Source organism: Pseudoalteromonas sp. NZS11_1 (genome assembly GCF_015864275.1).
Lineage (GTDB): Bacteria > Pseudomonadota > Gammaproteobacteria > Enterobacterales > Alteromonadaceae > Pseudoalteromonas > Pseudoalteromonas arctica.
This window is the reverse complement of sequence record NZ_JADYXK010000006.1, coordinates 1-18,638: the sequence shown is the minus strand read 5'-3', so window position 1 is coordinate 18,638 and position 18,638 is coordinate 1. Positions and strand designations below refer to the sequence as shown.

Genomic DNA, 18,638 nt, shown 5'->3' with positions numbered 1-18,638 from the left:
CAGTTTTTTTCACATTTGATTATATGTATTTTAGTATAAATTAAAATTTTACAAGCTAATACAACATGTAGCGTAAAACCAACGTAATTTTAGTTGAACAAAATCCAGTTCGTGGTATGTTTCTGGCAATCAAAAAAATAATAGGAATTTACACATGCCAAAGGCGAGTGATGTTAAAAAAGGTACTGCTATTGACTTCAATGGCCGCGTTTTAGTTGTAAAAGATATTGTGCGCTCTGTGCCGCAAGGTCGTGCTGGTGGTAGTTTATACCGTATGCGTTTATACGATGTGGTAACCGGTGGTAAAGTTGACGAAACATTCAAAGACAGTGACATGCTAACGCTGGCTGATTTAACACGCCGTGAAGTAATGCTATCGTACATTGATGGTGACGAGTATGTGTTCATGGATAATGAAGATTACACGCCTTATAACTTAAGCAAAGATGCTATTAGCGAAGAAATTTTATTTGTTAATGAAGAAACACAAGGCGTACACGTAATTGTTATTGATGGCGCGCCAGTAGGGCTTGATTTACCGTCAAGTGTTGAACTTGTTGTTGAAGAAACAGACCCATCTATCAAAGGTGCATCTGCGAGTGCTCGTTCAAAACCTGCACGTATGTCTACTGGCTTAAATATTTCTGTGCCAGAGCATATTTCAACAGGTGACCGTATCCGTATTAATACTGTTGAACACAAATTTATGGGTCGTGCTGAAAAGTAACCCTTAAATTATAATTTTAAAAGCCGAATCTGTATTTAACAGGTTCGGCTTTTTTGTGCGCGCGGGGGATTTGTTGCTTTAAATTTAATCACGTTAGCGTTAGAATTAGCGCCGTATTTTTGAGCAACTTTAAAGGGTAATTTTGTTTATAGTTTTACTAAGCAGTGTATTTATAGCTTTAATGTATTTAGAAGCCATTAAAAAAGGTATGCCAATTAAGCGATGGCTTATTTTAGGCGGTTTACTTGGGCCTGTGGCCTGGTGCTTGTTTAATCTACATTATCGTCGTGCTTTAGTTAGAAATGTAGGAATGAATGCATGTATATGGCGCCCTTAATTTATTGACGCCACATTTTTATTTTTTCTAATTAAGCTTGGGGCTGCTTTAGTTTGTTGCTGCTTTAAAAATTCAGTAAATTCACTTTTTGATAGTGGCTTAGAATAGTAATAACCTTGTACTGTTTCGCAATTAAGCTTTTTAAGTATATCAATTTGATGAGCTTGTTCTACACCTTCAGCAACTACATGCAAATCAAGGTTATGCGCAATAGTGACTATTGAGTCGACCATATTACGCCCACGTTCGTTGGTCATGTCATCTATAAATGCTTTATCTACTTTAAGTGTATTAAGCGGAAATTGCTTTAAATACGCTAATGATGAATAACCAGTACCAAAATCATCCATTGCTAAATGAATACCTCGGGCACTTAACGAACGCATAATTGCAATGGCTTCTTTAGGGTCGTCCATTACAGTACCTTCTGTTATTTCAAGCTCTAAAAAGTAAGAAGGTAATTCGTTTTTTTGCAAAATAACATCAATACGAGAAGTTAAATCGGGGAGGCTAAATTGCTTTGCTGATAAGTTGACAGCTACTCGGCCGCTAAATAAACCACTATCTAGCCATTCTTTTACGTCTCTGCAGGCTTTGTTTAATACCACTTCACCAATTTCAATTATTTGGCCCGTTTCCTCGGCTATGGGTATAAACACGCCTGGGCTAATAATACCTTTTTTGGGTGTAATAAAGCGTACTAATGCTTCCATTCCGGTTAGCTTGCCTGTGCGGATATTCATTTTTGGTTGGTAGTACACTTCAAAATGATCTTCTTTTAAACCAAAGCGCATAAGGTTTTCTATTTGTAGTCGTTTAACGGCTTGGCGGTTCATCGTGTCGTTAAAAAATAAGTAGCTGTTACCTTTCTTTTTAGCATGATACATCGCGGTATCTGCATTTTTTAAAAGCAGTTCAGGCGTATTACCGTCTTCTGGAAATAATACAATGCCTACACTTGAGGTGATTGCCAGTTCGTGGCCAGCCATTTTAAATGGTGTAGCAATGGCTGCTAAAAACTGTTTTGCCATGCGTGTAATTACATGAATGTCGTTAGTGTCAGACATTACAAGAGCAAACTCATCGCCGCCTAAACGATAAAATACATCATTTTCGCGGGTTAGTTTATTTAAGCGCATTGCTAGTTTAGCTAATAAGCTGTCACCTAGTTGATGCCCTAACGAGTCATTTATTTTTTTAAAGTTATCTAAATCGAATACAAGCAAGGCGTGATGCGAGTTGAGCTTTACTAGTTTATGTAAATCGGTAAAAAATAAATTTCGGTTAGGCAGACTAGTTGTGCGATCTCGATTCGATAAGTTATGTAACTGCGATTCGGCTTTTTTACGCTCTGTTAAATCTGAATAAACAACGACATAATTAGTTATTTGATTTTGATCGTTTTTAATTTCATCTATCGATATTTCTATAGGCAATAAAACACGCTCACTATTACGAAGCTTCACTTCTTGTTGGATATGTTCGCGCTCTTTTACTATTTCAATAATTTTGTTTGTATAGCTTGGCTCATACCCAGATAGGTTGAAATCTTTTCCTAAGTATTGCTCGCGTACGCCACCAAACAAGGTTAAAAAACTCGGGTTTATATCAACCAGTTTAAAGTTTTTATCGTAAATTGCTAAGGCGTCAGTGAGAGATTCAACACATTTAGCAAAAAGGTTTAAGCGTTCTTCCGTTGATTTTAACTGTGATATATCGCGAACTGTACCTGTCATTCTTAGAGGTGATAAGTTGGCGTCTTTTTCAATTATTTTTCCGCGATCGAGTACCCAATGCCAACGACCAAATGTATCTTTGATTCGGTAGGTGGCTTCAAAAAAAGCAGACTGCTCTGCAAAGTGTACTTTTAACAAGTGCTCAACGTTATTAATATCGTGAGGGTGAATAAGGCCTTTGTTTGGCGGAAACCCCATTAAGGTAGTCGAATCCATTAAGTACTTATCGTTAATACGAATAACTTCGCCTGTTTTTATGTTCCAGTCCCAAAGTGTATCGCCGCTACCTTCTACAGTACTTTTAAGGCGTTTTTCCGAAAGGCGGAGTTGGCGGCGTGAGCGTCTAAGTTTGTGGATTACAAATAACAGGTAGGGCAAGGCAAGCGCTATAATGGCGCTTGCTAGTATAAGTATATTGTCGGAGTTGTAATTAAATGATGACTCAAAGGCAAAAAGCTCAAATGAGTAAGCAAGTACTACAAGCATGCTTAGTTTTATTATTATTTTTATCATTTTTTTATTACTTCTAATTTACAAATGATAATTTAAAACAAGCTAAACCTAGTGTCAAAGAGATTGAGAGTAAACGGGCATATTTTGAGATTTACTGACTTTTGCCGAACTTAAAAGCTCATATCTTGGTCTATTATCATCAAATAGGCTTAGTGCATAAACTTTTAGTTCTTTTAGGGTTAGCGCATTTAAGGCATCTAAAAGTCGTTGTTGCATATGGAATTCATGATCTCTGTTACCAATAGCAAGCCATAACCGTTGTGAGCGCAGGCGCAGGTTTTTATCTTTTTCTGCAATATGAGTACTAAGGCCGTGTTTTTGCTGTTGCCAATCGTTTTCATCAAGTGCATCAATATTATCAAGGTAGTTTTTAATAAAACGGTTATGTCGATGCAATAATGTTTTTGCATCAAACTTAGGTGACTGCACATAAAATGCTATACCAGCACGCGTGTTAAATGGTGCATAACCAGCGCCTACTAAATAACCAAGTTGCTGTGTAGTTCGTAATTCATTAAAGTAATCTTGATTAATTAAATGATTTAACGCCATCATTTTTACTTTTTCGGCCACGCAATCCGTTTGCGCTTGATAGTAAATAACCATTGCATGGTCGTTACAAGGAAGCTCTAACTCGTAGCGAGTTACTTTTTTAATTTCAAAAAGAGGGCGTCTTAAATCTTCAATTATGGTTGCGTTTTTTAAGTGATTTGCGACCTTTTTTTGAAAGGCTATTGCATCACTTTGCTGCCAGTTACCATGTAAAAATGATTCAACATGTAGTGCTTTAAAAAAGTCTGTTCTGAACTCATTAAATTGCTGAAAACAGGTGTTTTTTAATGCCGATGCAAGCTCCCCAGGTTGTGGGTTCCAAGGCATTATTTTTGCGCCTAAAATGCTAAATAACTCACTGACTGGTTTGTTTTGGTTGCTATTGCGCCAATGCCTTACAAGCTGTTTTTTATATTCAGCAAAGCGTTTTGCACAGATCTCTACATTAAATAAAGCATCTATTAATTGATCAACAAGCTCTAACTGGCTAGATGAAAGCCCCGCGGTATGTAGAGTTAATCCACCTTGATGCGAGGTTAAGTGGTAGCTAAGTCCCGCAAGTTCTGCTGGATAAAATTGCTCGCCCACACTATCCATAAATAAATCTGTAAATAAGCGGGTGAGTGCCATATGTTTTACATCTTTTACGGCAAAATCAGAATCCATGGCCAAATAAAAATGGCCTTTAGCAACGCGAAATGTATTGTCTTGTTTAAACCAAAAATCAAAACCGGGTTCTTTTACTAATAACTCGGGTTTTGTTTGTGGTTTTACGACATCAAATAACACCACTTCTTTTGTTAAATAAGGATTAGCTGTAGGTAGCAGCATTTCGCTCAACGGCTTATTTATCTCGCTAAGGGCATCAAGCCAACTAGGTGAAATATGTTCTACTTTATATGGTGTGTTGTACCATGCCGTTTTATGTTCAGGCTCTACATCTGGATGTATAAGTACGATGCGCATATTATGTGGCGTTAACCACTGCATGGCCATTTCGTGGGTCGCTTTTTTAAAGCCTTCCATTAAATAGTCGCCTTGCACGTAGTTTGCTTCATCGTAATGCTGCATATTAATGCTTAAATTACTGACCCAATCAATCAGGCGTGACTTTTCTTGGTTATCGAATGCTATTTGTAATAGATTTTTTTTATCTTGGTATAAGCGTGGCAATTTTTCGGTGTTATCGTTAATTAAGCAAATGTATTCAAACACCATTTCAATAATGTCTTCGAAGTATTCAATACCTTCATCGGTAAGCGCTAAGCTAATATTAAAATCTTTAAAGTTGCTGCCATTAATACCACCGCCAGCAGAAAGTGCATTGATCCAGCCTTGCTCTTTTAAAATAGAATAAAGAGAACCCGCGCCTTCATAGCCAAGTAAGTGGGCAATAAAACTTACTGTTTTATGGCGATAAAAGTCGTCAATATTAGGCATAGCAAAACTTATAATAAGTTTTTGCATATGCTTATGTGGCTCAATATGGAGTATTTTTCCTATGTCTTGTTTGCGATAAAGTGGCTCACTGATCTCTGGCTTTTTAAGGTTTTTGTTGCCGTTAATTGCGCCAAAGTAAGTTTGAGTCCAGCTTTGTAGTGTGTCTAGTGTTTCGTTTGCGCAAATAACTAAGGTCATCCACTGAGCTTGGTACTGGCTATTAAAAAAGTCACGAAGCTCATCACTAATACAGCGCTCTCTGTCAGCTAAGGTTTGTAGGTTTCCTACAGAAAATTTAGCAAATGGATGAGCTGGATTTACCGTTTCTTTATGGGCTTGATAAATACGGCGACCGTCGTCTTTTATTTTTAGTTTAAACTCGGCTTCAATTGCGTTACGTTCTTTTTCTGTTTCGGCTGAATTTAAAAGAGGCGCAATAAAAAAGCGGCTAAATTGGGTAAGTGCTTGTTCAAATTCTTGATTGTTAATATCAAAAAAGTAACAGGTATGCTCAGTGCCGGTCCACGCATTGGTGTTGCCGCCAGCTTGCGAAACAAAATTATTAAAACTACCTGAATCTGGATACTGGTCAGTGCCTAAAAAAAGCATGTGCTCTAAAAAGTGTGCTAGGCCTTGCCTATCAAGAGGGTCGTCAAAATGTCCGGCGTTAACTGCCATTGATGCTGCCGCTTTTGTAGAATCTTTATCTTGCACTAATAGTACTTTTAGACCATTGTCCAGTGTAAAGGCGCGGTATGCTCTGTTATCATTGCGGCTGATATTCAAATGATGCTCCTGAAACTAAACGTTTACTTGTTAACAACAGATGATGGCTTCAGGAAAGCGAAGTACAGCTTAAAGATTTACCTGAATCTCATGAAAGAACTATTTTAGAAATAAATAGATTTATATTGTTAATATAGCTGACAAACGGGCAAACTGGCTACTGTTTTATATTCTTTAATCGGTTGATTTTTTATGAAAACAATCCTAATAATGCGCCACGGCGAAGCAACACCCATGCAGGCTGATGATGCAGGTAGAAATTTAACCCAAGCAGGGCACGATGAAGCTGAAAAAATGGGCCTTTGGCTCAGTAAAGCACATTACCCTGATGCACTGTTAGTTAGTCCTTACATTCGAGCACAGCAAACAGCTGCAGGTGTGGCTAAAAATAACGTATTTAAATTTAGCGAAACCACGTCTGATATAATTCCCGAAGGTAAACCTCAAATTGCTGCTGACTACATCGAAACACTTATTGCTACTCACCCCCAATGCAATACATGGCTTGTTGTATCACATATGCCTATTGTAAGTTATTTAGTGGACCAGTTAAGCCCTGGCAATATGCCCATTTTTAATACGGGTGCTGTTGCTGTTATTAGTTACGATGAGCAAACCCAGCGTAGTAGTTATTTAAGTATAAATGCCCCAGAAAACGTTTAAATATAAATAATTGAGTAAAGTAAAATGACAATAGAACGTTTACAAACAGGTGCGCGCATGAGCCGCATTGTAAAACATAACGGCACTGTGTATTTATGTGGGCAGGTATGCGCCGACGCACAAAAAGATATCAAAGAACAAACTCAAACTATGCTTGATAAAGTAGAGGCATTGCTTAATGAAGCGGGAAGTTCAAAAGAACATATGCTTAGCGCGACTATTTATGTAAAGAGCATGGAATACTTTGCTGATATGAATGCAGTATGGGATGCGTGGGTAACCGAGGGTTATGCACCAGCACGTGCCTGCGTAGAAGCTAAAATGGCACGTGATGCACTGCTTGTTGAAATTTCAGTCGTTGCAGCTTTAAAAGAATAATAGCTTTAATGACTCGCTCCCCCGTTGTACTCATCACTGGCTCTAGGCGAGGTATTGGCGCAGCTACCGCATTATATTTTGCAAAGCACGGTTATAATGTTTGCATTAATTATAAAGCAGATTTAGCTAGTGCAATATTGGTGGCAGAAAAAGTAAAGCAATTAGGCGTTGAGGCTGAAGTAATTCAAGGTGACGTGTCACTAGAGGCTGACGTTTTAGCTTTATTTATGCATATAGATAAAGTCTTTGGTCAACTTGATGTACTAATAAATAACGCCGGTATTTTAAAACCACAAATGCCTTTGTTAGAAATGAGTGCTGAGCGCATAAACGAAGTTTTGACTACAAATATTACCAGTGCTTTTTTATGTAGCCGTGAGGCAATAAAGCGAATGGGAAATAGCGGTAGTATTGTTAATGTTTCATCGGGGGCCGCTAAAACGGGCTCTCCTAATGAGTACATTGATTATGCAGCATCTAAAGGTGCAATGGACACATTTACTATTGGCTTGGCAAAAGAGGTGGCAAGTAAAGGTATTCGAGTTAACTCGGTTAGACCTGGGCTTATTTACACTGATATGCATAGTGATGGCGGCGAAAAAAATCGAGTCGATCGTCTTAAAAGTAAATTACCCCTTGGCAGAGGCGGTACACCCGAAGAAGTTGCTGCAGCAATTTACTTTTTAGCTTCAGAGCACGCTTCTTTTACAACGGGTAGCTTTGTTGATGTAGCCGGCGGTTTGTAAGCTAAAGTAATAAAGCTAGCCAAAACGTAAAGCTAATAACACTTAAGATAGTAGAAAGTACGACAGCCCCAGCAAGAGTAGCTTCATGCTGCTTTATTTGAGTCGCAATAAGATAAGCATTTACGCCAACAGGGGACGCACTTAAAAGTACTAATACATTGAGTATTTGCGTGTCTAGCTTAAATACATAAGTGCCTACCAATAAAACTAACGCAGGCAATAAAAATATTTTTAAAATTGATGCTATTAACGCCGGTCGCCAATTTGTAGCTATTTTATAAAAAGCTAAATTTGCACCAAGTACAAATAGCGCACAGGCAATTGCTGGTTTAGCTAATAGCTCCAAACTATTTGCTAAGTCGGTGAACAGTGTTACTCCTAATATGTTTAATATAAGCCCGCACCCAATACTCAGTACTATTGGATTTAACACCATACTTTTCCCAAAATGCGACCACGAAAATTTATCGCTACTGCCTTTAGCGCCTATTAAAAAAGTAAGTGCAAATAACAATGTGCTATGAAAAGTAATGATCATAAACGCAATGGCTATCATCTCTTTGCCAAGCGATGCAATAACAATAGGAATACCCACTAACACCATATTTGAATAGCTAGAAGCAAGTCCAAAGACGCCGTGTTGTTGGTAATTTTTTAAATACTTTTTATTTAAATAAAAGCGATCAATTAAAATACCCACCCCAAACACGCTCAGAACGGGTATGTAAAAACTCAAAAATGCAAAAAGGCTAATGCTTTGCTGTAAGTTAATTTGCGACATATTTAACAATAAAAAAGCAGGCAAACTAATATAAAAAGTAAATTTACTTAAGCCTGCAATATGCTGCTTTTCGAAAAGTTTTAATCGGCAACAGCTATAACCAAACGCAACAATAAAAATGAGTGGAAAAATAATCGAAAAAATATGCACGAAGTTACATCCTAGTAATAGCTAAAGTTAGCGTCTAAATTCATCACTTTGCGGTAAATTAATTAGTATGAGTACAGCGCCTCTACCACCATATTCGAGAGGGGCTTGGTGCATCGCTATTACGTCAGGGTGCTGTACTAAGTACTGAGGCACTTTGTGCTTTAGTACGCCGCCGCCAATACCGTGCACTACACATGCACAATAGTAATTCTGCTTTTTACATTCGTGAATGAGTCCAGCGAGTTCATCTTTAGCAAGTTCTTTATTTAAGCCATGTAAATCTAGCGTCAAATCGGGTGCAAAGTCACCACGGCGAAGCTGTTTAGCTAGGAAGGTATCTTGGCCTGGTTTTACATATTTAACCGTGCCGTGGGTGTCTATATCGGGAATATAAACGTCTGAGAAGAAAAATTCAGATTGAGCCTGCTTTTTTTGCTGGGCAAATTGCTTAGCTTGTGACACCTTAGGCTTTGTATCAAAACGATGAGTATCTTGTTTAAATACTTTGGCGCCTGTGATCGTTTGACGAAATAAGCTTATGTCGTCATTGCTTAGGGACGAATGTGATGGAGTGTCTTTTTTCATAACTATTACCTAAACAAAAAAACGTAAAAACGCAGCGCAAAAGGCGGTACAATACTTAAATGAGGGGCAATTGTAATTTGCCCAGCGCAGATAGGCAATGCAATCGTCTTAAAGACTCAAAACAGTCAGTAAGCTAATACAGGTAAAAATATATGAGCGATTTACAAATAGAAGAAGCAACACTCGAAGAAGCCGTTGCAGAACTGTCAACTTTACATGACTGGTTACGTTGGACTACAAGCCAATTTGCAAGTAGTAGTATATTTTTTGGACACGGTACAGATAACGCATGGGATGAAGCTGTAAGCTTATTACTGCCTGCGCTTAGCTTGCCTGTTGATGCGCCAAAAGAATTAATGCACGCGCGTTTAACAAGCACAGAAAAAAACCGACTTGCGGGTCTTATTGCAGAACGTATTAACGACTGCACACCAGTACCTTACTTAACAAACATTGCATGGTTTGCGGGTATGCCATTTTATGTGGATGAACGTGTACTTATACCTCGCTCACCGTTTGCTGAGCTTATCAGCAACCGCTTTACACCCTGGCTTGAAGAGCCACAATCGGTAAACCGTATATTAGATTTATGTACGGGTTCGGGTTGTATCGCAATTGCACTTGCGCAAGCTTTTGAGCAGGCACAAGTTGATGCGGTAGATATATCGTATGAAGCGCTTGAAGTGACAGACATTAACATTAACGATTACATGTTGAGTGATCGCGTGTTACCGATTCAGTCTGATGTATTTAGCGGTGTACCAGGTCAAAAATACGACCTAATAGTAGCAAACCCACCGTATGTTGATGCAGAAGATATGGCTGACTTACCACGCGAATTTCATCATGAGCCAGAGCTTGGGCTTGCATCAGGCCACGATGGTTTAGATGTAACCCGTACTATATTGAGCGAAGCGAGTGAACATCTAACTGATAACGGTTTGTTATTTGTAGAAGTTGGTAACTCTATGGTACATATGGATGCACTGTATCCGGGCGCGCCGTTTGAGTGGATTGAATTTGAACAAGGCGGCTTAGGTGTATTTGTAATTAGCAAAAAGCAGCTAGACGAGTATTTTGCAAAATAAGTAAAAAAATGAATAGCCAAGCCCTGTGCTTGGCTATTGGTAGTCATTAGGAATGAGGAAAGTTAATGGCAGGTAATAGCATTGGGCAGTTATTTAAAGTGTCCACCTTTGGTGAGAGCCACGGCGTTGCATTAGGCGGCGTTGTTGATGGTACTCCCGCAGGTCTTGAAATCACAGAGGCCGACTTACAAATTGATTTAGATCGCCGAAAACCAGGCCAAAGCCGTTATACAACGCAGCGCCGTGAAAGCGATCAAATAAAAATATTAGCAGGCGTTTTTGAAGGTAAAACCACAGGTACCAGCATTGGTTTATTGATTGAAAACACCGATCAACGCTCGCAAGATTACGGCAAAATTAAAGATGTATTTCGCCCAGGTCATGGCGATTACACGTATTGGCATAAGTACGGCTTGCGCGATTATCGCGGTGGCGGTCGTTCATCTGCACGCGAAACCGCGATACGCGTAGCGGCAGGTGCTATTGCTAAAAAATACTTAAAGCAATTTCATGGTATTGAAGTTAAAGCATGTTTAAGTCAGCTTGGCCCTATTAAGGCGGAAACGTTTGACTGGGATGAAGTGGAAAATAACTTATTCTTCTTCCCTGATGCAAGTAAGCTTGAAGCGCTTGACGAATATATGCGTGACCTTAAAAAGCAAGGTGACTCAGTTGGCGCTAAAGTAAAAGTAGTGGCAAGCAATGTACCTGTTGGTCTTGGAGAGCCAGTATTTGACCGTCTTGACGCCGAACTTGCACATTCATTAATGAGTATTAACGCTGTTAAAGGCGTTGAAATTGGTGATGGCTTTGATGTAGTTGAGCAAAAAGGCTCAGAGCATCGCGACGAGCTAACCCCTGAGGGTTTTACATCAAATCATGCAGGTGGCGTACTTGCGGGGATTTCGACAGGGCAAGATATTATTGCTTCTATTGCGCTAAAACCAACGTCGAGCATTACCATCCCAGGTAACAGTATTAATACAAGTAACGAAGCGGTAGAGATGATCACTAAAGGTCGTCACGATCCGTGTGTGGGCATTCGTGCAATTCCTATTGCTGAGGCAATGATGGCTATTACCTTAATGGATCACTTACTGCGTCAACGCGGACAAAATCCGCATGTAAATCACGAACACGGGCCAATTAACGGCTCAGTGTAAGTGTTTATAATTATAAAAACGCGGATTACCGCGTTTTTTTATGTCTGTAATTTAGTTAAGAGCCTTTCAGGAGTTGTTCAAGTAAGCCCTATATACTGCAAGAAGGAGGGTAGTAATCATGAACGATAATATTAATGAACACTCACAAATAAAAGCCCAAGCTGCAATAGCCCGCTTAGAACGTTTCAGTAAGTTAACGGATAGCAGCATTGGTATTCCTTTTACTAAATTTAATATAGGCCTAGAGGCTGTGATTGGTTTAATTCCCGTTATAGGTGATGCCGCAGGGCTAATTTTATCAAGCTATGTGCTGATAGAAGCGCAGCGTTTAGGTGTGAGTAAACGTATAAAGACTAAGATGATTATCAATATGCTCATAGACTTTGTGGGCGGTTTAGTGCCATTTTTTGGTGATATTTTTGATGCCTTTTTTAAAGCTAACACGCGTAATACACAACTATTAAAAAAGCATTTAAACAAGCATTTAAACAAGCAGTTGAGTGAGTAATTAATAGCTTTAAGTAACCGTTAGCAAAGAGACTTTAAACAAAATGTTGTTGGTTGTTTAATCACCTAGTAAGGTAGGAGCGTCTATTCACTTTGGTATTTACAATATGCAATTATTCATCGGTAATAAAAACTACTCCAGCTGGTCATTACGCGCATGGTATTTAATGAGTAAATTTGATGTTGAGTTTAGTGAAACCCAGCTGGTACTCGACACCCCTGATTTTTACAATGAACTAAAAAAGACCTTTGCTGTGCAAAAAGTTCCAGCGTTAATTGATGGCGATTTACAGGTATGGGATTCACTAGCAATTTGTGAATATATTAACGATGCTTACTTATCGGGCGCTGCATGGCCAAAATATATTACCCAAAGAGCTAAAGCGCGTGCGCTAAGCGCTGAAATGCATTCAGGCTTTATGGCGCTGCGCAGCGAAATGCCAATGAATATAAGAGCTACCCGTAAAGTAGACCTATCGAGCGAAGCATTAAAAGACATAGCCCGTATAGACGAGATATTTGCACAGCAACAAGATGTGTTTCCAAATGAGTGGTTTTTTGGTGATTTTAGTATTGCTGATGCTATGTACGTACCTATTGTATTGCGTTTAAAAACGTATCAAATTACGTTATCGCCAGAGGCGCAACAATATTGTGACTTTGTTATGCGTTGCCCCGTATTGCAAGCATGGATCACTCAGGCATTAACCGAAACCGATATTGTAGAGTGTGATGAAGCAGGAACGCCTGTATAATTATTGTTTTTCATATGGCATGTTCTATGCTTTAAAATCATAAGTTTAAACTAGGCAGCTCATGTATCTAAATCACCCAAGGTATGGCAATAAACCGATAACTACCAATACCTCAGTGACAATAGAGGCGATAGAGAATGCGCACTGGCGTTACTCGAGGCTTAAATACTTCCCTAATACGGTAATATTGGCTGATATAAAAAAGCAAAACTATGCCATTTATCCTCGGGCACTTTATGTTGATATTGAAGAAAAGTGCGGGACTTGCTCTAAGGCATTTATTTTTTTTGCTCAAGAGCAGCAATATTGGTTTGAAACATTAAGATTTTGGGTCGATTCACACTGTACTCATTGCTTTGAATGCCGTAGACATGCCAGGTATATACTAATTCTACGTAAACGGTACGATATGTTAACTAGCTTAGCCAATAAAACCTCAGGTGAAAAAACACAGCGTAAAGAACTTGGTAATACTCTTTACTGTTTAGGTATTATTAAAAATATCAATAAAGTGAAAGATTAATCCGCTTATATTTTACTATCACGCCTTATTTTTACTTTAGTTGTAAAAGCCCGTACAATTCGTCTCGTTTTTAGTGCGCTAATATGGCGCTGTAACCGAGACGAATTAATCAATTTTTATGCATCAAATAGCTGATCTAATTTCAATTTTTGAGCGCACTTTTTATCAAAGTCACAATACACGACTGATAAAAGGCGATTGTGAGCCTGTCTATTTACCAGCAACAGAGCAGGTGCCATATCACCAAGTTGTATTTGCGCATGGTTTTTATGCCAGTGCATTACATGAAATAGCACACTGGCTGGTGGCCGGTGATGCACGTCGGTTATTAGAAGATTACGGCTACTGGTACTGCCCAGACGGGCGCGACAAACAAAAACAAGCTGAGTTTGAAAAGGTAGAAGTAAAGCCCCAAGCCATCGAGTGGTTATTAAGCACCGCAGCAGGGTTTAATTTTAATGTGTCGGTGGATAACTTAAACGGCGAGCAAACGTGTCGGTTTGATTTTCAGCAGCGAGTACATGCACAGGTATTATCGCTAATCGAAAATGGCTTTAACTCCCGTACAGAATCACTTTTAAAAGCACTGTGTGATTTTTACAATACACAGTGGCCATTAACAGCGCAGCAATTTAATTGGCAACACCCAAAGGAGCTTTGTAATGGCGTTTAAATTAGGCTTAATTGTAAACCCAGTAGCGGGTTTAGGCGGCACAGTTGCCTTAAAAGGCAGTGATGGCGCGCACACAGCCGCTAAAGCAATTGAATTAGGTGCAGAGCCAAAAGCAAATAGCCGAACAAAAGCAGCGCTTGAGGTGCTATTACCTTATAAAGAACGCTTAACTATTTACACTGTTAACGGTGATATGGGTGAGCAAACAGCAAAGGCTTTGGGCTTTAATGTAGAGGTTATATATAACACTGCAGCAATAACAACCCCTGATGACACAGAACAAGCCGCAAAAATACTTAAAAACTCTGGTGTTGATTTAGTCTTATTTGCCGGAGGCGACGGTACAGCACGTAACATTTGCCATGCAATAGAGGATACCATTCCCGTACTTGGTATTCCCGCAGGTTGTAAAATTCATTCTGGTGTTTACGCTATCACGCCAAAGGCTGCAGGGCGCGTAGTCGAAATGCTGGTTAAGGGTGAGTTAGTTACCTTAGCCGATGCAGATGTAATGGATATAGATGAAGATGCTTTCAGGCAAGGCACAGTAAAAGCCAAACGCTACGGCGAAATGCAAACACCTAGCGAAGTACGCTATATGCAAGCGGTTAAAAATGGCGGTAAAGAAACCGACGAACTCGTACTTGCCGACATTGCAGCGCATGTTGTATCGCAAATGGATGAAGACACATTTTATATTATGGGTAGCGGCTCAACGGTTGAAGCCATAATGGAAGAAATGGGGCTTGAAAATACGTTACTTGGCGTTGATTTAATAAAAGATCAAACCTTAGTTGCCCAAGATTTAACGGCTAAGCAATTACTTGAGCTTACTCATGATCAAAGTACTAAGTTAGTCATTACGCTCATTGGCGGGCAAGGGCATATATTTGGCCGTGGTAATCAGCAATTGAGCCCTGCGCTTATACGTGCAATTGGCAAAGAAAACATTATTGTAGTAGCAACAAAAACAAAACTACAAGCGCTTAATAGCCGCCCCCTTATTTGTGACACCGGCGATGGCGAATTAGATGATGAATTAACGGGTTATATTAAAGTAACCACCGGATTTAATGACCATATTATGTATGCAGTAGGGCACCAAAACCTTGAAAATACAGGTGCTTTGCAAAACCAGGAGATTAATAAATGAGTTTAGTGAACTATATCGATGCAGCCCAGCAGTACTTCGATGATTTAGTAATAAAAGCAACTGACGATGAGTTATTTGCAGGCGGCTATTTACGAGGTCATTTTGATCTTGCAGTTGGTTATGCCGAAGTAGAAAAGCTGACAATCAGTATAGATGAACTAAACGAAACTGTAGAGCAAAGCTTAGTTAAAGCATATCGCAACGGCGAGCTTAACGAAGAAGACAAGACATTAGTTGCACGCTTGTGGGAAGAAGTTAAAGCCCTCGCTTAAAAGTAAGTGATACAAAAAACACGATTTGTTTATCACTATCGTGTTTTTTTGTGTCCAAAACTTTTAAAGCAGATTTTTATGTTAATTTACTGTTTTGTTTTTATGCGATATTGTTACTAAAAATAAATTTTAGGAACAATAAAAATGAATAATAATCAAGACGCTTTACCTTCAGGGGTTGTTGCGCGTTTTTTAAATTTTGTTGAGCGGGTTGGCAATAAGCTTCCAGATCCAGCCGTAATATTTCTGTTTGCAATGTTATTAATTTGGTTTTTGTCGTGGTGGTTTTCAGGTGTAAGCTTTGATGCAATAGACCCACGTACCGGTGAAGCGATTATTATTAATAATATGCTGGCAAGTGATTCGCTCGCTACTTTTTTATCCTCTATGGTAAAAACCTTTACTGGCTTTGCTCCCTTAGGTGTCGTTTTAGTAGCTATGTTAGGTGTCGGTGTTGCAGAGCATTCGGGCTTTATTAATACCGGTCTTAAGTTAATGCTTAAAGTTACTCCTAAAAAGCTATTAACGCCTTCAATCATTTTAGTGGCTATTGTGAGCCATACCGCTACTGACGCAGGTTATGTATTAGTTATTCCACTTGCCGGTGTTATATTTTATGCTGCAGGACGCCATCCGCTTGCGGGTATTGCAGCTGCATTTGCAGGAGTCAGTGGTGGTTTTGGGGCTAACTTTATTCCATCAGGGATTGATCCATTACTACAAAGCTTTACCCAAAGTGCGGCGCAAATAATTAATCCTGCAATAACAATTAACCCGTTAAATAACTGGGCATTTGCTTCAGCATCTAGCTTATTTATTGTGGCATTAGGCTGGTACATTACCGATAAAATTATTGAACCACGTTTACAAAAAACAGCAGTTGATGGTGCTAAAGAGGATTTACCTGTATTTGAAGATGCACGTAGTGATGAAAAACGTGCCTTTTATATAGCCAGTACCGTGATGATTGCAGGACTTGCGTTATTAGCATTTGTCTCTGCTCCAGACGATTCTGCAATGCGCAGTAGTGACGGATCCCTTACTAATTTTAGCTCTCCTTTAATGCAATCAATTGTACCACTAATATTTTTACTTTTTTGGCTACCTGGCACAGTATATGGTTTTATGGTAGGTACCTTTAAAACTTCAAAAGATATGATTGATGCAATGAGTAAAGCGATGAGCGGCATGGCATATTATATCGTTATGGCGTTTTTTTGTTCGCTATTTATTGCTGCATTTAGTAAATCAAATTTAGGTGCATTACTCGCAATCGAAGGTGCGCAGTTATTAAAGGCAATGGAATTGCCAAGTGCAGTAACGGTTGTGGGCATTATCTTTTTAACTGGCTTTGTTAACTTGTTTGTAGGTTCAAGTTCAGCAAAATGGGCGTTACTTGGCCCTATTTTTGTACCGATGTTAATGCAACTTGGCATTTCGCCAGACTTAACTCAAGCCGCTTATCGTGTAGGTGACTCAAGCTCTAATATTATTACACCGTTAATGCCTTATTTCCCATTAGTGGTGGTGTACTGTCAAAAGTATGTCAAAGGCACAGGTATAGGTACTTTAATTGCTATTATGCTACCGTACTCAATCGCCTTTATGATTGGCTGGAGTATCTTTTTATTAGGTTACTGGGCACTTGGTATACCACTAGGGCTTGATGCCAGCTATGTTTACCCGGCGCTAGCGCCTTAATAAAGCATAAATATTAAGAGCTTATATTAGCCCTGCCACGAAAATGACGGGCTTTTTTATAAGCTTTAACTTTGTAAGCCAATGAAGGCTATCTTTCTAGCCCTCTGACAATATAACCAAAATAGCTAGCTTCACCGATTACATAAACATAGTGCCCTTTACTATTGATAATGGATGATTTCTCTTCATACCACTGAAGCTCGTGTATTTGCTTTGTTTTAGGATCTAAAAAAGATAAACGTGTACAACTATTTTCATAATCACTGCCGCACTCTTCAACGTCTGTCAGGATATATTCTTTATACCAATAATCACTTTCAGTGAAATAAGCAAACAGCTTTATTGGAAGGGCTAAATAGATATAAAATATTGCGTATATTAAAAATGGAGCTGCCAAATAGCCTAAAATAAATGAAGCTAGGTTCTTTATTCCTGAAATATTATGCTTAAATGATTCTCTATATTTACTGCATTGCTTATATTTTTTGAATACAAGCATATTCAAATAGATAAATAGTGCACCTGAAATAATAGGGATAATCCAAAAAATAGTAATGTCATATTTTTTATTTGCAATAAATGGAGGGTCTGTAAAGTCTATTACAATTGGAATAGCCATGAATAAAATAAGAGGGCTTAGTAGCGCTATGATTGGTAGGTATTCATATAATTTTTTCATATCAGTGATCCTTACTGTCAAAAATATTATCTTTTTACAAAGCCTGGCGCATTATTTAGTAAATGTTGATGACTAGCTTGGTAGTCTGCATAAAAAATGACTGCTTCATCCTCAGCTAGTGAGTTAACAACAGTTGAGTACCAATCTATGTATTGAAGTTGCTCTTTTGTAGGAGAATATTTTTCAAGTTTGAAGTAGTTAATAAAGTCATTGCATAAATCTTCAGTTGTATTCTTCTCAGACCATGTCAGTTTGCTGCTAGAGTTGATGCTACCATAAGTAATTAGATCGTTAGTTGGCCACTTCCCATCTTTAGTGTGACCAATTATATAGCGCCAATCACAACCGCTGGGCGATAATCCAGCATATAGGTATATGTGAAAAAAACCTTTATTATGAAGTAGGGCTACCATTCGGGTTATTTGGCTTGTTAAAAGTTTCATTTATTTACATCTCTCCCTGAAAGTAATACAGCTGCTTATTCCTATTACGGCAGCCATTTTAATAGCGAGCTTCTGAATTTTTCCTCTAACTAACCTGATGTAATGGTCTCCTCCCTATACGGCATCTATGTGCCATGATTAAAGTGGTTACAATAATCAAAGGGATAAGACCAAAATGAAGATTACAACAATTGGTTTAGACATAGCAAAAAGATTTTTCCATGTGGTGTGCTGCAATGAACAAGGGCGCTTAGTTAAAAAGAAAATGTTAAAGCGTGCGCAAGTGT

General features: G+C 38.8%; 20 protein-coding genes and 1 pseudogene. 15 read left to right on the top strand and 6 right to left on the bottom strand.

Annotation, left to right across the window (positions count from 1 at the left end):
* Positions 1 to 154 precede the first annotated feature (154 nt).
* Both efpL and I6F44_RS06615 read left to right on the top strand, forming a co-directional pair.
* On the top strand, positions 155 to 727 hold the full coding sequence (efpL, locus tag I6F44_RS06620) for an elongation factor P-like protein EfpL (protein WP_007580599.1): 573 nt from the start codon (positions 155 to 157) through the stop codon (positions 725 to 727).
* Positions 728 to 869: 142 nt separating this feature from the next.
* Positions 870 to 1,064 (top strand): hypothetical protein, encoded by a 195-nt coding sequence (locus I6F44_RS06615; protein WP_197173538.1) that lies wholly within the window; start codon positions 870 to 872, stop codon positions 1,062 to 1,064.
* Here I6F44_RS06615 and I6F44_RS06610 read toward each other — a convergent pair.
* Positions 1,061 to 3,313: a sensor domain-containing protein gene (locus I6F44_RS06610; RefSeq protein ID WP_197173489.1), complete on the bottom strand. Its 2,253-nt coding sequence runs from the start codon at positions 3,311 to 3,313 to the stop codon at positions 1,061 to 1,063. The two genes, I6F44_RS06615 and I6F44_RS06610, sit on opposite strands and share 4 nt — an antisense overlap.
* Positions 3,314 to 3,367: 54 nt before the next feature.
* Positions 3,368 to 6,091 carry an insulinase family protein gene (locus I6F44_RS06605; RefSeq protein ID WP_197173488.1) on the bottom strand — a complete coding sequence of 908 codons (2,724 nt, stop codon included), beginning with the start codon at positions 6,089 to 6,091 and terminating at the stop codon, positions 3,368 to 3,370.
* A 192-nt stretch (positions 6,092 to 6,283) separates the two neighbouring features.
* On the opposite strand from I6F44_RS06605, the gene sixA reads away from it, so the two are divergent.
* The 3 genes from sixA to I6F44_RS06590 are packed head-to-tail and all read left to right on the top strand — an operon-like array spanning position 6,284 to position 7,878.
* The gene (sixA, locus tag I6F44_RS06600; RefSeq protein WP_024608902.1) at positions 6,284 to 6,754 is read left to right on the top strand and encodes a phosphohistidine phosphatase SixA; all 471 of its coding nucleotides are present in this window, start codon (positions 6,284 to 6,286) and stop codon (positions 6,752 to 6,754) included.
* Between the two features lie 24 nt (positions 6,755 to 6,778).
* Positions 6,779 to 7,132, top strand: coding sequence for a RidA family protein (locus tag I6F44_RS06595; protein WP_024608901.1), 354 nt, complete (start codon positions 6,779 to 6,781; stop codon positions 7,130 to 7,132).
* A gap of 8 nt (positions 7,133 to 7,140) precedes the next feature.
* On the top strand, positions 7,141 to 7,878 hold the full coding sequence (locus tag I6F44_RS06590; protein ID WP_197173487.1) for an SDR family oxidoreductase: 738 nt from the start codon (positions 7,141 to 7,143) through the stop codon (positions 7,876 to 7,878).
* A gap of 1 nt (position 7,879) precedes the next feature.
* On the opposite strand, the gene I6F44_RS06585 is transcribed toward I6F44_RS06590, so the two are convergent.
* Both I6F44_RS06585 and smrB read right to left on the bottom strand, forming a co-directional pair.
* Entirely contained in the window at positions 7,880 to 8,809 is a 930-nt protein-coding gene (locus tag I6F44_RS06585) for an AEC family transporter (RefSeq protein ID WP_197173486.1), read from the bottom strand.
* 27 nt (positions 8,810 to 8,836) lie between these two features.
* Positions 8,837 to 9,394 carry an endonuclease SmrB gene (gene smrB, locus I6F44_RS06580; RefSeq protein ID WP_197173485.1) on the bottom strand — a complete coding sequence of 186 codons (558 nt, stop codon included), beginning with the start codon at positions 9,392 to 9,394 and terminating at the stop codon, positions 8,837 to 8,839.
* Positions 9,395 to 9,546: 152 nt separating this feature from the next.
* Here smrB and prmB point away from each other — a divergent pair, with 152 nt between their 5' ends.
* The 9 genes from prmB to I6F44_RS06535 all read left to right on the top strand — a co-directional run bounded on the left by prmB (position 9,547) and on the right by I6F44_RS06535 (position 17,229).
* Positions 9,547 to 10,482: a 50S ribosomal protein L3 N(5)-glutamine methyltransferase gene (gene prmB / locus I6F44_RS06575; RefSeq protein WP_007377743.1), complete on the top strand. Its 936-nt coding sequence runs from the start codon at positions 9,547 to 9,549 to the stop codon at positions 10,480 to 10,482.
* 65 nt (positions 10,483 to 10,547) lie between these two features.
* Positions 10,548 to 11,645, top strand: coding sequence for a chorismate synthase (gene aroC, locus I6F44_RS06570; RefSeq protein WP_008138551.1), 1,098 nt, complete (start codon positions 10,548 to 10,550; stop codon positions 11,643 to 11,645).
* A gap of 118 nt (positions 11,646 to 11,763) precedes the next feature.
* Entirely contained in the window at positions 11,764 to 12,153 is a 390-nt protein-coding gene (locus I6F44_RS06565; protein WP_101216624.1) for a DUF4112 domain-containing protein, read from the top strand.
* Positions 12,154 to 12,259: 106 nt separating this feature from the next.
* Entirely contained in the window at positions 12,260 to 12,907 is a 648-nt protein-coding gene (locus tag I6F44_RS06560; protein ID WP_039489255.1) for a glutathione S-transferase family protein, read from the top strand.
* Between the two features lie 61 nt (positions 12,908 to 12,968).
* Positions 12,969 to 13,430, top strand: a complete 462-nt coding sequence (locus tag I6F44_RS06555; protein WP_197173484.1) for a zinc-ribbon domain containing protein — start codon at positions 12,969 to 12,971, stop codon at positions 13,428 to 13,430.
* 118 nt (positions 13,431 to 13,548) lie between these two features.
* A complete protein-coding gene (locus I6F44_RS06550) occupies positions 13,549 to 14,103 on the top strand; it encodes an elongation factor P hydroxylase (RefSeq protein ID WP_165721372.1) in 555 nt (184 codons plus the stop codon).
* A complete protein-coding gene (locus tag I6F44_RS06545) occupies positions 14,093 to 15,256 on the top strand; it encodes an ATP-NAD kinase family protein (RefSeq protein WP_197173483.1) in 1,164 nt (387 codons plus the stop codon). Before I6F44_RS06550 ends, I6F44_RS06545 begins: the two co-directional genes overlap by 11 nt.
* Positions 15,253 to 15,528 carry a YfcL family protein gene (locus I6F44_RS06540; RefSeq protein WP_002962183.1) on the top strand — a complete coding sequence of 92 codons (276 nt, stop codon included), beginning with the start codon at positions 15,253 to 15,255 and terminating at the stop codon, positions 15,526 to 15,528. The genes I6F44_RS06545 and I6F44_RS06540 overlap by 4 nt, the downstream gene beginning before the upstream one ends.
* A gap of 144 nt (positions 15,529 to 15,672) precedes the next feature.
* Complete coding sequence (locus I6F44_RS06535; RefSeq protein ID WP_197173482.1) at positions 15,673 to 17,229, top strand: AbgT family transporter; 1,557 nt, start codon at positions 15,673 to 15,675, stop codon at positions 17,227 to 17,229.
* 88 nt (positions 17,230 to 17,317) lie between these two features.
* Here I6F44_RS06535 and I6F44_RS06530 read toward each other — a convergent pair whose 3' ends face one another.
* Together I6F44_RS06530 and I6F44_RS06525 are read right to left on the bottom strand one after the other, a co-directional pair.
* Positions 17,318 to 17,908 carry a hypothetical protein gene (locus tag I6F44_RS06530; RefSeq protein WP_197173481.1) on the bottom strand — a complete coding sequence of 197 codons (591 nt, stop codon included), beginning with the start codon at positions 17,906 to 17,908 and terminating at the stop codon, positions 17,318 to 17,320.
* Positions 17,909 to 17,934: 26 nt separating this feature from the next.
* Complete coding sequence (locus I6F44_RS06525; RefSeq protein ID WP_197173480.1) at positions 17,935 to 18,351, bottom strand: hypothetical protein; 417 nt, start codon at positions 18,349 to 18,351, stop codon at positions 17,935 to 17,937.
* A 175-nt stretch (positions 18,352 to 18,526) separates the two neighbouring features.
* Between I6F44_RS06525 and I6F44_RS06520 the strand changes: the two are divergent.
* Positions 18,527 to 18,638: pseudogene (locus tag I6F44_RS06520) on the top strand (IS110 family transposase); the annotation flags it as partial.